This is a genomic window from Selenomonas sp. CM52, from assembly GCF_000292955.1.
Lineage (GTDB): Bacteria > Bacillota > Negativicutes > Selenomonadales > Selenomonadaceae > Selenomonas.
Genome location: NZ_ALNM01000055.1, coordinates 1 through 11,518, shown reverse-complemented (window position 1 = coordinate 11,518; position 11,518 = coordinate 1). Strand labels below are relative to the sequence as shown.

The window sequence follows — 11,518 nt, the reverse complement described above, 5'->3', positions numbered from 1 at the left end:
TGGGCGTAAGTGTCGCCACGGTCGGTTCTATGCGTGTAATCTTCAATTGTATCACCCCTCACCATATATCCCTCAACTCGGGCAAGGAGTCAACGGTATTTCCGCATATATTGAGCCGATCAGCGGCTTATATTTTTCGAGGAAGATTTGCTCCATTTGTCCATACTCGGCTTGGGAGATCAGCCCCGCAGAACGCATCCGACGCACCATGCCCATCGTGGCTTGGTACATTTTCTCGCGCTGAAACTGTTCCTTCGTCATGGGCAATCACCTCGAACAGCCACAGATAGCTTCGTGCGGGCGCTCTTGCAGCCGCCAAACCGCTCGGCGATGTAGCACGCATGAGAGCAGTATTTTCTGCGGCTGTTGCCGTAAACCTCGAAGATTCTGCCGCAATGACGGCACACCAATGGATAGACGGCTTTTCGCTGCACGAGATGCAGATGGTTGTTCCACCACTTCTGGCGGCAGGCGTCGGAGCAGAACCGCCGTTTCTTCCTGCCGGGAATCTGTGCCATCGGCTTGCCGCAGCATTCACAAACCGAATCAGACTTTATGGGCGCAGCCACTTCCTCCTTTTGCATCGCCGTTCTGCGGCAAAAAGACTTCACGGTGTTCTCGGATAGGCCAATGCACTGCGCGATTTTCTTGTAGCCCACGCCCTTCCCGCGAAGGTCTTTGATTTGCTCCTTTTGCTCTTCTGTCATGGTGTTCTCCCCTCTCTACAATTGAAAGGACAGAAACCGCGATTTTCAGCGGATGTTTTCATAAAATCACCTCTATAAGAGAGCCACGGCAAAGGTGAAACTTCATGGGTTTTGCTCAAAAAAAATAAGCCCGGCAGGTTTCCCCGCCGGGCTTCGTTCCTTTATCCGAGCATTTGCTTTTCCCGTATCTCCTTCATGGCTTCCTGCAGCTTCTTCGGTACGGGAAGTCCCATTCTCGCTGCATGTCCTACAATCGAGATGCCCTCGTTCGACAAGTAGAAGAAGATCACCGCCGAACGCAGGACGCAGCCGCTGCCGATGATGTGGACGTCGAGCACGTTTGCCACGCCGACGAGCAGGAAGATGGCAACTTTCCGCACGATGCCCTGAAAGCCGATCTCGCTCGACAGGTTCTTGTCCAACACGGCGCAGAGGACGCCTGTGATGTAATCTACAGCGATGAATACGACCAGTGCGTAGAGCAGATGGTCGAAGTCGCCGAGAAACTCGCCGACAAGCACGCCGATGCACGCCGACCACCAGCGAAGGTTCATAAGGTTTTCCATTACGTTTTGCCTCCTTGAATTGCATTTTTTAACGTCTTTTCCCATGTCTTTACGTCGCGCACACGACGGAAGCGGAACGTGTCGCAATCACCCTCCGCCAACTTTTGCAGCAGACCGTCTTTGCATAGGTACAGTCCGTTCTCGAAAGGATGAACGACGTCCCATCCCCACTCGGGAGGATATACCTCCGGAACTTGATCCTCTCCTGTGGTGAACATGGAAAGCGTCTGCGTGGTTACGGAATGCACACCAAGCAGATACTGCCCATCTCCGATGCGGAGAATCGTAAAGCGCGTGCCAAGACGGAAGCACCCGGTGAGGATTTTATCTCCTGTCGGTGTGAAAATGGTCAGTATGATGCGTTCGGGGCGGGACAAGAAGTTAGCGCTCGTCGGCGCGTATTGGTTCCACATATAGTAGTAGCCATCGTGGATTGGGAACTTCTTTCCTCTCGCACCCGTGTGTTTTTCACTTTTCCGTATATATCCCTTCTCGTTCAGGCGTGCATAGTCATGGAACAACTGATGCGCACCCTCGGAATCCACATAATACACCGTGTTGGTTAATTCCGCGCCGGGTTTGGCTTTTCCATATCCTCTATCGGTAGAAGCGTCAATCTCCAAGTAAAAGCCCCAGTTCCCTTCGCAGTCTATATGTCCGCCGCCAGTGACGATGCTTGTAGAAATGGCATTTTTCAACGTTCCGTAATACGGTCTGAGATCATACGAGGCAATCTCCTGTCCGTTCTTCCTTACATGGACAGATCCCAGAGACCCTGTCCATATCCAGTCTTCAACCAGTATCCAATAAACACCCGTAAGCGTAAAAATATTCCCGGCTGTGTCCATGTCTGCATCAAGAAGCTGCTGCTTTCTCTGCGGATACGGATGCGGCAGAAGATGTGCGGCGTGCGCCCCCAGATAAAGAAGCCCTCTGTATTCATAGTCAACATGCAGATTTCGCAGTTCTCCTCTTTGATAGATGCAGTGCCTTGCACCAACATAGACGGGAACGCCGCTTTCCCCGCGCTTGACGAGCACAGGCGCACTGCCCCCTGCAGATTCGTGTCCATAGATGCAGCGGCCGTCCGTCCAGACCCAATCGCCGCTGTGGACTCTTCGATTGCCGATGACGGTGAGCCATTTTCCTTCGGCGAGTGCCTTCTTGCCCGCCACGGCATTCACCCTTGTCCTGTGCATATTCTCACGCTCCCAGAATGATTGCCGTGCCGCCCTTGGAGATTTGCACCCAAACGAGCGAACCTTCTTCCGTGCTACAGTCTACAACAGCCCTAAACGGATAGGAGCGCGATCCGATGCGGACTCTGCCGCCTTGAATCACGCCCCTTTGAGCCTTGCCTTCCTGCCGTTCATTCGTGTCTTTGATTCCCTTCCGCAAAACATCCATCAATCCCTGTATGCCGTTCATAGTCAGTACCACCTCGTCATCTTTATGGTTTGCTTGAGGGAGCGCGGCGTAAGCTCGACGGTGTTTGACACGAGGAAGTATTCGTTCCCCTCAAATTTTATGCGCTCCGTAAAATCAACAATATGCCCGACATCCGGCACACCGTCTTGAATGTTCGCATAGACTTCCAGCGTGACGATTTCTTGCGTCTTGCGGTTGAGCCAGAGAATTGCCTGCGTCAGCTCTTTGAGGTACGCTTCGCCTTTCACGGGAAATTCCGTGTCGATCAGCGAGGTGAAAGGCGCGTCCTCTTCGTCACGCGAATAGCTTGAGCCAAGACTGAGATTGGACTGCTCGACTGTGAAGCGGCTCGCCTTGCCGCCCGGTTTTCCTTGCGAGAGCGTGCTGCCTTCAAGATTGCCGTCGACATAGACGGTCGTCGCATACCAGCCATAGCCTAGGGGCGCGTGGTAGGTGATGCGCTCCGTGCCGCGCTCGTTGTTCCAGTCCGTCCAGTCGTATTCCGTGTGCTTCTTTCCATCGTTGATTGGCTCTGTCGTTCGCTCCCATTCCTTGACGAGATACACATCGCGCTCGGTTTCGGCATAGGTGTATTCCGTGCGGCTTGTGGAGCCGTCCTTGTTGTGCGTCTGCTTGCTCGTCAGATATTCGCCATGGTAGGTGTAGCGCGTCATGCCCTTCTCGTTCGTTTCGCTTGTCAAGAAGCCGTTGTGGTAGGTGCGGCTCATTTCTTCCCACGAGATTGTTCCCGTAAAGGGAATCGGCTCGGTATCTTCTTCATTGTAAGCACTCCCCGCCATCTCGGAAGCGTGACCGCTGTGCCACAAGGAGCGCACAAGGCGGCGCTCCACGGTTGGGCGACTGTGCGGCCAATTCGTGATGTCGAGGACAGATGCTTCTCTGCCGCGCTGAACGATATGCAGCGTATCTTCGCGGATAAACACATTGATCTGCCTCTGCGGCAGTTTTGCCGTCCAGCCGAAAAGCGCGGAGATGAAGTCTTGGTATGTCATGCCGCTGTCCTCGAAGTTCTGCGACGGTGTGAAATCATCGCACGCCCAGTGGAGCTGCAAGCCGAGCGCGGCGGCGATGGACTGCGCATAATAAGAGGCTTGCGCTTCTTTCACGAAGATGCGAATGGCGGAGTAGAGCGTCGCGTCCTTGCTGTACGTGCCTTTCACCGTTTGGAGCAAGTCCCGCTGGAGTGTTTCTTCCACGAGGAATGAAAAGCGATAGTCGAGTAGCTGACCGCGCACGGCATCGCCGATGGCAAGCGGCTGCACCGTCTCCATCTGAAAACTGTCGGAAAGCGTCATCTCGCCGAGCGTGACAGCAAAGGAGCGGATGCCGTTGGCGCGGAAGTTGTCGGCGATCTGTGATACGGCACGCTTGTTTCTTCTTCCATGCGATGACGTGACATATTCGAACACATGAGGGATGCGAAGCAAGGTGTCGAACCGAACGCGCACCCGCGCCACGACAGTACGGCGCAAGGCGGCTTTGGCGACATTGCCCCTGCCGATTCTGCGCTGCGTTTTCGCCGCCGCGCGATTCTTGATGCCCGGCGTACGTCTCGTATCGCCACGAACCGTCTCGCGCTTGACGACTTCACGCTCCGTTGCTCCGCGCGGGATGCAATAGTTCGGCGAGAGCGTGCGATAGGTGTCGCAGTGGATGCGAACATAAATGCCGCCGACGCATCTTCGCGTGGCGGTAGAAGCCGTATTCCTTTGTGCAACGCGCCGCAGGAGTTTGGCGCTCGTCCAATCGATGGCGGAAGACGTGAGCGTGCGCCTTGTATCTGCAGCAATGCGGTTGGTGCTGCAAACCTGTCTTTGGCTGTCTGCTCTTATTTTGGCTGTTTCAGCAACTTGGCGCTTGGTATCTACACTCACTGCTTCTCTGTGCTTGGGCGCAGGAAGAATCGACGCGCATATTTTCGGCTGCAGGACTTCTTCCCCTTTGGGAATCCATGCGATGCACATCTTCGGCCGCAGAACTTCCTCGCCGATGGGAATCCATGCGATACAAACCTGCGTTTTCAGCAAGATGTCCATGCGCTATTCCCCCGCTTTCCAGCCGAACTTTCTCACTTCCATCTCCGCCATGCTGAAAGATGCGCCGTGCCCATCCCAGACGAGCGCCGTCGTCTTGTCCGTCAATTCATGTCTGCCGTGTTCCGTCACTGCTCCGCTCGACTCTTCCAATGCCGTGAGGGTGCAGATGCCCGTTCCCGTGCGATAGGCGGGAGCGCCGAACAGCGTGACCCCGGTCACTTGGGAATCCGCACCATACGTTGCGGCAAGCGCCGCCGTATCCATCATCTGCAAAATTTGCTGTCCCACAGCAGTCGCCCGATAGCTTCCGTCGCCGCCATCGGTCATATCCGTGACCGTCGACTGAACGGACAAAAGGACAGCCTGCTCTTTCATGTTGATATCCTCGTCAGACAAAATGATATTGGAAAGCAACGCATCATCCGTATCCGCATAAATGCTGATTTCCTTCGCCTCTCGAAAATCCATGTAAAGATTCGTCCGTTTGCCAATCTCATGTCCGTTGACTATGACATGGAGCATCGCGTCGTAATTGAGCCCCTGCTTCATATGAAACCATATAGTATTGACGTCGTCGAGCTTCATTTTTCTGGTATCAAAATAAGAGGTGTTACTGTTCGCCCCATAGACACTCCAATGGTCACGGTAACCACTAATTTCGACCTTGTTCTTCTCGCCGAATTGAAACCATGCCGTCGAATCCAGGCTCTTCCCGCTTTTGAGATACACGTCGAACTTGCCGTACAGCTCGGTCAGCGTATAGGGAACGGCAATGCCGCGTATCTTCGGCATCCAGAAGGATACGCCCGTCTTGCTGTACTTTGCATCCCGCACCGTTTTGTCGCTTCCCAAGTCAATCAAGTCGGCATATCCCGGATTGATATATTTAAACGCCATGCCATCGCCTCCTCAGGCTTCTACGATCAGCCCTTCTGCCTGCACGTCAACCGTGGTGTCGTTCTTCGGGCTTTCATCCGAGGTGCTCATCGCCTTGACCCAGAAGATGACGTTGCCCTCGCCGACGCTTTGCAGGGAGATTGTGTCTTTCCAGTCAGCAGAAGCCAAGACAGTATTTGCCGTGTAGTTGTTGTCTTGAGCGGCTTTCCACTTGGCGGCGTTCGTGCCAACGAACTTGATCGTGACCGCGCCTTCAACCTTGTAACCGGAATCGCAGCGCACAGCACATTTTACGGCCTTCTCCTCTTCTTTTGCCGCATCCAGCAGGACTGCGATGGGCGAGGTTTCCGTATCTGTACTTGCTTCCGTGCCATCCTTCATGCGGCTCGTAGGATTGTTCATATAGATGTGCAGCTTGTTCGCCATGGTCATATCCTCCAAAATTCCAATGTGAGCTTATACGCCTTAGAAAAGTGCGGCACATAAGCGTATGCTTTGACCGTCACGCGCATGTTGTGCCAGGTGTTTCCCGCCTCGTCCGTAACGTCCACTTTCTCGCGCTCGTCCCAGTATCTCTTGATTTTCTCCCAGTCACTTGCCAGTACAGTAGCCGTGCAGGAGATGCGGTCGCCTTGAGCGACGTGGCCGAAATCCTGCACGACCGCACCGCCGACGATTTCCACCATGCGCTGACGGTCGTCGGGCAGGACCTGCCAATTCTCCGCTTCGAGCGTCCGCACATCACCAATTTGAATATGAATTGGAATCCCCTCCCAAAGCACGCTCCACAGCGGGACGAATGCGGTCGGCCACATGGTCAGCCAAGAGCCGCATCCCCTCGTTGTCCTGCGTCACGGCGTTTTCTATGTTCACCTGCACTTCGATGTTTGCAGTTGATGCGGCACGAGATTCTCTCTCTGAGAAGTTTACCGTCGGAGAAACATTGAGCCTCTCCATAACCTTCTGCGTCATGCCGTTTTCGAACGTGCCTGCCAGACGCTCCATCACTTCGTTCCCGAGCGTGATCTTGATTTCTCCCGGCTCTCTTTCCCTGCGCGGAGCAAAGTTCGGCAGAATATCTTCCAACGCTGTCTGCCTTGCTCGTTGAAACCGTTCCAGTTCTTCGGGACGGAAATTCAAGTCGTCCTTCGTCAGTCCGTTCGATTCGCGCAAGTAGTCCAACAACCCACTCGTGCCGCCCTTGCGGAATGCTTCCAACTCTTTCTTCTGGCTCTTGAGAGCTTCCAAGGCGGCGTTCCTTCGGGCGTCGAGCTTCTCCTTCTCCGCCCACTTCGCAGCTTTCACCTCGTCCAAGCCCTTCTGCATCCACGCTTTTTTCTCGCGCTCAATGTCTGCCAGACGGTTTTCCATCGAGGTCTTCCAGATGGCGTCAATCTTGGAGGCAACTTCCGTCTCCCACTGCTCCACAATCCGCGCCTTGCTTGCCTCCGCCCAGTTGGCGGCGCTGACCTTGTCCAAGCCTTGACGGCGATAAGCACGTTCTTCCTCGTCGATCTGCGCGAGATGGTTCTCCATCTCCGTGCGGTGGATGGCGTTTACTTTATCTACGACATTCCGTTGGAAGTCCTCGTAAATCCGCGCCTGTTTCTGCAGCCGATATTCCTCGGCAAGCGCGGCATCCGCGCCCGACTGCTGCAGCTTCTCCGCTTGACGTGCGGCTTCGTGCAGCGCATTTTCAAGATCGCTGTGCGACAACGTGAACAGGCTTTCTTTCAAGTCCTCATTCGCCTTGGCTGCTGCGCGGACGGCGGCGGCATTCTCCCTCGCCGCTTTCGCCCCTTCTTTCTGGGCGCGGCTCTCATCTTGGAGCGCCTTTTCCGCTTCCTTCGCCGCCTTCTTCTCCGCTTTAAGTGCGTCGTCTGCTGCCTGCCAGTCCTTGAACTTCTGACTGCTTGTGGCGGCCTCATATGCTCCGATGCCTCCAACGATCGCACCGCCGATGCCGCCGACGAGCGTGCCGCCGCCCGGCTCTACCAGCGTTCCCGCCACAGCGCCCGTGCCCGCGCCGACGAGCATCGCATCCACTGTGGTCTTGATGCCGCCATGCTTGGCGAACGTGCCGATGTCGTGCAACGTTTCCTTGACGGATTTCGCATTGACGCCGATGCTCTCCATGGCATCCGCCACGCCATCCAAGACATCGACGGAAGCGCGTGCAAAAGCGTCGACCACATCGGCAAGCTCCTCGATGGATTCCTTGTTGTCCTGGATGCAGCCGATGAGGTCTTGAAAGCGATCTATGACGTTGGGCATCAAATCTTCTGCAACAGGAAGGAGCGCGGAGCCGAGGGCGAGCTTGAGCTGTCCCGCTTCCATCTCCATCTCGCGCCATTTGAGATATGCTTGATGCGCTTCGTCGGGATTGAGCAATCCCGTCGTCTTGACGTGCGAGGCGACTTCCATAAGGTCGTCGTACTGTTCCAAGACAGGGATAAGCGCCGCGCCCCTTGCTCCGAGGACTTCGGCGGTAAAGGCTTCTTCCATTCCGGCATCGGCGGCGCTTCGATAGCCTTTGGCGAGACGTTCCAACTGCTCATTGAGTCCGAGGAGATTGCCTTTTTCATCCGTCAAGGCGATGCCAAATCTTGATAAGGCTTCCGTCGTAGCATTTCCCTTCGCACCTGCCGCTTCGATCTGTCGGTCGAGCCTTGCAAAGAGCGGTACGAGCGAGTCGATGTTCGTCCCTGCCAAGCTGAACACACGGCTCATCTGTGCGGCTTCCGCCGTCGTCGTATGCAGACGTTTCGTCAGGCGGTAAATGCTCTCGCCCGCCTGCATCGCGTCGTGCGTGATGTTGAACAATCCCGCACCCGACGTGAATACTGCCATAAGAGCCGCTGTCTTGGCGTTCAAAATGGACACGCCTTCCGACAGGCTGTGAACGCCTCCTTTGGCAGCTGAAAAGCCCGCCGAAAGTTTTTGCCCCATCGCCTTTGCGCGGCTGCCCGTCGTCTTCATCTCGGCATTGAGCTTTCTAAGCTCCGCTTCAAGCTGTGCGACCTGCCGTTGCTGCTTCAAAAGATTCGTTTCGGCATAGCGCGTACGTGCGCCGTCCTTGTCCGCTTTCTGCACATCCTTAAGCACGTTGGCGAGGATTTCTTCTTTCTTCCTCTGGATGTCCAACTGGCGGTTGATGGCTTCATACTTGACCTTGATCTTGTCAAGCTCCGTGCCTGCGCCGTCGAGTTTGGCGAGGTCGACATCCATCTTGAGTTTCAGCTGATTGCTCCTGCTGTTGAGCCTTGAAATCGTCTCGGACACCGTGCGCCCCGCCGTATCGAAGTCAAGCTGCAGGCGTGCGATGTCCAAGCCTAGACTGATATACAGCTCGTCGATTTTCTGTCCTCTTGCCATTTACATCACATCATCAATGAATTTTTTGCCGTCCTCTTCGGTCTGCATTATTGCCAGAAGCTGGTCGAGAAGGAAGGCGATCTCATGAGCGTCGACCTCCTGCATCGTCCAGCCGTAGGAGGACTGCAGGCGCTCGTAGTAGCGCAGGATGTTCTGATACGGGGAAAGCGTTATGCCTTCCCCGCCTCGTCGTTTGGGAGTTTCACGAGTTTCTGAAACGTCAGCGATTGAATCCAACGGAAAAGCTCCCGCGTCAACGGCACGATGTCCGCGACCTCGATATTGTCGTCGATGGCTTCCCTCGTGACTTCTTCGCGGTCAAAGGCGAGCAGGATGAGGTCGATCTCCGCATCAAGGAACTCCTCGACGCTGAGATTCTTCTTGTCCTCGTCGAAGAAGGCGAGAAACCTGCGCCACACCTTCATCTTGGGAGGATTCGGCGCATACGTTTTGCCATAGAGCGTGATGGTTGGTGTTTCCACGTCGCCTCATCTCCTCTCAAACGTTTTCGTACCACTTCGTTCCAGTTTCGGCGATGAAGCCCGTCGCCTCCTCGTCGGCTTTCGCATACGACTGCCCATCCGACAGGCGATAGATCGCCTTCGCCGAGATGGTCGGCGTATCGTACTTGATGTTCTCTTCCTTCGTATTGCCCGATTCCGAAGGCTCGACAAATTGGACTTTGAAAAATTTGGTGAACCTCTTCTTGCCATTGCGCTTATCCGACTGAAACATGACGGCGAAATACGGCGGCACATCGTCCTTGTTCGCTGTCATGACGCCCTTGTCGATCTTGTGCCCGAAGAGATAGGCGACGTATTCCAAGGGGAGCGCCGACGTGTCGAAGGTCAGATCGTATGATGCCGTATTCGCCGCCGTATCTACGGACTGGCCGTCGGCGAAAAGTTCTGCCTGGCTCGTCTTGGGCTTGATGTCCACCTTGCGCAAGATTTTTCCTAGACTGATGGGCGATTCATACGTCGCCGCACCGTTCGGCACATCCGTCAGCATCTTGGCGATATGAAGCTTTTCCACATTGATGAACTGCCCGCTCGTGAGATTGGCAGCGGGTGCTGTTACGGTTGGACTTGGCATTATGCTTCAACTCCTGTTCTGAAATCCATGATTTTTACAAAGGCATGCTTTTCCGCCAGTTCCATCGACTGATAGCGGCGAAAGCCGAGAGTGTCCATGACCTTCCTCACGGCATCCTCAATTTTTTCATACGCGCCGTCCTTCGTGAGAATGTGCAGTCGCACGGTCACGCGCCGCTCCATCTCCATGCCGTCCGCCGACAGCGCGGGAACGTCGGAGATAACGGAATACACGAGGACGGGATAGCTTCCTGCATCAGGGCTTCGCCCGTGATATATGCCGCACCCTCTGCGGTCGCGATGGAGCAGTCTCGTGAGCGGCTTATATGCCGTCAATGCTTGATAGACCTTGCTGGCTATGCTCATCTTCCTTCCCTCCGCAATGCCGCCTTGACGGCTTCGACGATGTTCTTCTTGATGGCGTCCCGCTCAGCATCGAGCGCGGGATAGAGAAACGGCTGGTTGATCTTCGGGCTGAACTCGACGAGTTTGCCGTAAGCCGTACCGTCCTGTGCTTTGGCATCCGCCACGATGCGCCACGACGTACCGCCCCCGCGCTTGACGCAGTGGATGGAGTCTCGTAGCGCCCCCGGCACGACGCGCTTGTCTCGTCCCCGATAGACAGGACAGCGGCTTTTCGCCTCCGTCTTGACGGCTTCCGCGCCTTCTGCCAAGGCTCTTTTCGCCGCATCCATCGCGCCCTTGCCCATACGATTTAAAAGTTCGCGTGTAGAAATATAGTCACGGCTCATCTTCCACCAACTCCCTGCACTCAATCACGAGCCAACGCTTCCTGCCGTCCATAGCATAAGGCGGCGCTTTGATTTCAAGCACTTTATTGCCCCACTCGATGAAGTCCGTATCTCGGATGTCTTCCCGATAGCGCATAACGACGCGATACTCGACTTCCTTGACCTGCTCGGCATACCCATCCGAGATTTTTGCTGCAAACGGCAAGACCTTCGCCCAACAGGTACAATACCTCTCGCGGCTCTGCTCGACGAGATTGCCCGCCTCGTCAGGCGCATCTCGCGGACGCAGCACCGTGATGCGGTGGCGCAGTTCGCCAATGTTGACGTACACTAGAAACTCTCCTTTCGCTCGCCAAACAAAAGAGCACGAAGCGTCAAAGCGAGTTTTCTATGGTCAGCCTCCTCGCGATGCTCATAGAGATACGCGACGGCATAGAGAACCGCCGTCCGTGCCGCTTCCTGCCTCTTGACTTCCTTCCACGACTTGGCACGAAGAATCGCCAGCGAAAGCTGCTCCGCCGTATCGGCAAAGGAGGTGAGCAAGTTGTCTTCGGCATCCGAGTCGATGCGCAGATAGCCCTTGATTTCTTCGAGCGATACAAGCATATAGACGCATCTCCTTTCAGCATAGAAAAAGCCGCT

16 protein-coding genes are annotated in these 11,518 nt (G+C 55.2%); all 16 read right to left on the bottom strand.

Annotated elements, in window-relative coordinates:
* Positions 1-72 precede the first annotated feature (72 nt).
* The 16 genes from HMPREF1153_RS11980 to HMPREF1153_RS11905 all read right to left on the bottom strand — a co-directional run bounded on the left by HMPREF1153_RS11980 (position 73) and on the right by HMPREF1153_RS11905 (position 11,482).
* The gene (locus tag HMPREF1153_RS11980) at positions 73-261 is read right to left on the bottom strand and encodes an SHOCT domain-containing protein (protein WP_009647223.1); all 189 of its coding nucleotides are present in this window, start codon (positions 259-261) and stop codon (positions 73-75) included.
* Positions 258-707, bottom strand: coding sequence for a transcriptional regulator (locus tag HMPREF1153_RS11975; RefSeq protein WP_009647210.1), 450 nt, complete (start codon positions 705-707; stop codon positions 258-260). Before HMPREF1153_RS11975 ends, HMPREF1153_RS11980 begins: the two co-directional genes overlap by 4 nt.
* Positions 708-868: 161 nt before the next feature.
* A complete protein-coding gene (locus HMPREF1153_RS11970; RefSeq protein WP_009647122.1) occupies positions 869-1,273 on the bottom strand; it encodes a phage holin family protein in 405 nt (134 codons plus the stop codon).
* Positions 1,273-2,472, bottom strand: a complete 1,200-nt coding sequence (locus HMPREF1153_RS11965; protein WP_009647211.1) for a hypothetical protein — start codon at positions 2,470-2,472, stop codon at positions 1,273-1,275. The genes HMPREF1153_RS11970 and HMPREF1153_RS11965 overlap by 1 nt, the downstream gene beginning before the upstream one ends.
* Before the next feature lie 4 nt (positions 2,473-2,476).
* Positions 2,477-2,701 carry a hypothetical protein gene (locus HMPREF1153_RS11960; protein ID WP_009647212.1) on the bottom strand — a complete coding sequence of 75 codons (225 nt, stop codon included), beginning with the start codon at positions 2,699-2,701 and terminating at the stop codon, positions 2,477-2,479.
* 2 nt (positions 2,702-2,703) lie between these two features.
* Positions 2,704-4,758, bottom strand: coding sequence for a hypothetical protein (locus tag HMPREF1153_RS11955; protein WP_009647218.1), 2,055 nt, complete (start codon positions 4,756-4,758; stop codon positions 2,704-2,706).
* A 3-nt stretch (positions 4,759-4,761) separates the two neighbouring features.
* Positions 4,762-5,655, bottom strand: coding sequence for a hypothetical protein (locus tag HMPREF1153_RS11950; RefSeq protein ID WP_009647213.1), 894 nt, complete (start codon positions 5,653-5,655; stop codon positions 4,762-4,764).
* Between the two features lie 12 nt (positions 5,656-5,667).
* Positions 5,668-6,081 (bottom strand): hypothetical protein, encoded by a 414-nt coding sequence (locus tag HMPREF1153_RS11945; RefSeq protein ID WP_009647222.1) that lies wholly within the window; start codon positions 6,079-6,081, stop codon positions 5,668-5,670.
* Between the two features lie 2 nt (positions 6,082-6,083).
* On the bottom strand, positions 6,084-6,470 hold the full coding sequence (locus HMPREF1153_RS11940; protein WP_198003358.1) for a phosphoribosylformylglycinamidine cyclo-ligase: 387 nt from the start codon (positions 6,468-6,470) through the stop codon (positions 6,084-6,086).
* Positions 6,397-9,030 (bottom strand): hypothetical protein, encoded by a 2,634-nt coding sequence (locus HMPREF1153_RS11935; protein WP_009647220.1) that lies wholly within the window; start codon positions 9,028-9,030, stop codon positions 6,397-6,399. The genes HMPREF1153_RS11940 and HMPREF1153_RS11935 overlap by 74 nt, the downstream gene beginning before the upstream one ends.
* Positions 9,031-9,200: 170 nt before the next feature.
* Positions 9,201-9,512: a phage tail assembly chaperone G gene (gene gpG, locus HMPREF1153_RS11930; protein WP_009647219.1), complete on the bottom strand. Its 312-nt coding sequence runs from the start codon at positions 9,510-9,512 to the stop codon at positions 9,201-9,203.
* A gap of 16 nt (positions 9,513-9,528) precedes the next feature.
* Positions 9,529-10,125, bottom strand: a complete 597-nt coding sequence (locus tag HMPREF1153_RS11925; RefSeq protein WP_009647215.1) for a major tail protein — start codon at positions 10,123-10,125, stop codon at positions 9,529-9,531.
* On the bottom strand, positions 10,125-10,490 hold the full coding sequence (locus HMPREF1153_RS11920; RefSeq protein WP_037370739.1) for a tail completion protein gp17: 366 nt from the start codon (positions 10,488-10,490) through the stop codon (positions 10,125-10,127). The genes HMPREF1153_RS11925 and HMPREF1153_RS11920 overlap by 1 nt, the downstream gene beginning before the upstream one ends.
* A complete protein-coding gene (locus HMPREF1153_RS11915; RefSeq protein ID WP_037370737.1) occupies positions 10,487-10,876 on the bottom strand; it encodes an HK97 gp10 family phage protein in 390 nt (129 codons plus the stop codon). Before HMPREF1153_RS11915 ends, HMPREF1153_RS11920 begins: the two co-directional genes overlap by 4 nt.
* A complete protein-coding gene (locus tag HMPREF1153_RS11910; RefSeq protein ID WP_009647217.1) occupies positions 10,866-11,207 on the bottom strand; it encodes a phage head closure protein in 342 nt (113 codons plus the stop codon). Before HMPREF1153_RS11910 ends, HMPREF1153_RS11915 begins: the two co-directional genes overlap by 11 nt.
* Positions 11,207-11,482 carry a head-tail connector protein gene (locus HMPREF1153_RS11905; protein ID WP_009647216.1) on the bottom strand — a complete coding sequence of 92 codons (276 nt, stop codon included), beginning with the start codon at positions 11,480-11,482 and terminating at the stop codon, positions 11,207-11,209. Before HMPREF1153_RS11905 ends, HMPREF1153_RS11910 begins: the two co-directional genes overlap by 1 nt.
* Positions 11,483-11,518: the final 36 nt, after the last annotated feature.

Excerpts from the sequence above, each read along its gene's own strand:
- HMPREF1153_RS11980 (WP_009647223.1), bottom strand. The coding sequence starts at position 261 with ATGACGAAGGAACAGTTTCAGCGCGAGAAAATGTACCAAGCCACGATG.
- HMPREF1153_RS11975 (WP_009647210.1), bottom strand. The coding sequence starts at position 707 with ATGACAGAAGAGCAAAAGGAGCAAATCAAAGACCTTCGCGGGAAGGGC.
- HMPREF1153_RS11970 (WP_009647122.1), bottom strand. The coding sequence starts at position 1,273 with ATGGAAAACCTTATGAACCTTCGCTGGTGGTCGGCGTGCATCGGCGTG.
- HMPREF1153_RS11965 (WP_009647211.1), bottom strand. The coding sequence starts at position 2,472 with ATGCACAGGACAAGGGTGAATGCCGTGGCGGGCAAGAAGGCACTCGCC.
- HMPREF1153_RS11960 (WP_009647212.1), bottom strand. The coding sequence starts at position 2,701 with ATGAACGGCATACAGGGATTGATGGATGTTTTGCGGAAGGGAATCAAA.
- HMPREF1153_RS11955 (WP_009647218.1), bottom strand. The coding sequence starts at position 4,758 with ATGGACATCTTGCTGAAAACGCAGGTTTGTATCGCATGGATTCCCATC.
- HMPREF1153_RS11950 (WP_009647213.1), bottom strand. The coding sequence starts at position 5,655 with ATGGCGTTTAAATATATCAATCCGGGATATGCCGACTTGATTGACTTG.
- HMPREF1153_RS11945 (WP_009647222.1), bottom strand. The coding sequence starts at position 6,081 with ATGGCGAACAAGCTGCACATCTATATGAACAATCCTACGAGCCGCATG.
- HMPREF1153_RS11940 (WP_198003358.1), bottom strand. The coding sequence starts at position 6,470 with ATGTGGCCGACCGCATTCGTCCCGCTGTGGAGCGTGCTTTGGGAGGGG.
- HMPREF1153_RS11935 (WP_009647220.1), bottom strand. The coding sequence starts at position 9,030 with ATGGCAAGAGGACAGAAAATCGACGAGCTGTATATCAGTCTAGGCTTG.
- HMPREF1153_RS11925 (WP_009647215.1), bottom strand. The coding sequence starts at position 10,125 with ATGCCAAGTCCAACCGTAACAGCACCCGCTGCCAATCTCACGAGCGGG.
- HMPREF1153_RS11920 (WP_037370739.1), bottom strand. The coding sequence starts at position 10,490 with ATGAGCATAGCCAGCAAGGTCTATCAAGCATTGACGGCATATAAGCCG.
- HMPREF1153_RS11915 (WP_037370737.1), bottom strand. The coding sequence starts at position 10,876 with ATGAGCCGTGACTATATTTCTACACGCGAACTTTTAAATCGTATGGGC.
- HMPREF1153_RS11905 (WP_009647216.1), bottom strand. The coding sequence starts at position 11,482 with ATGCTTGTATCGCTCGAAGAAATCAAGGGCTATCTGCGCATCGACTCG.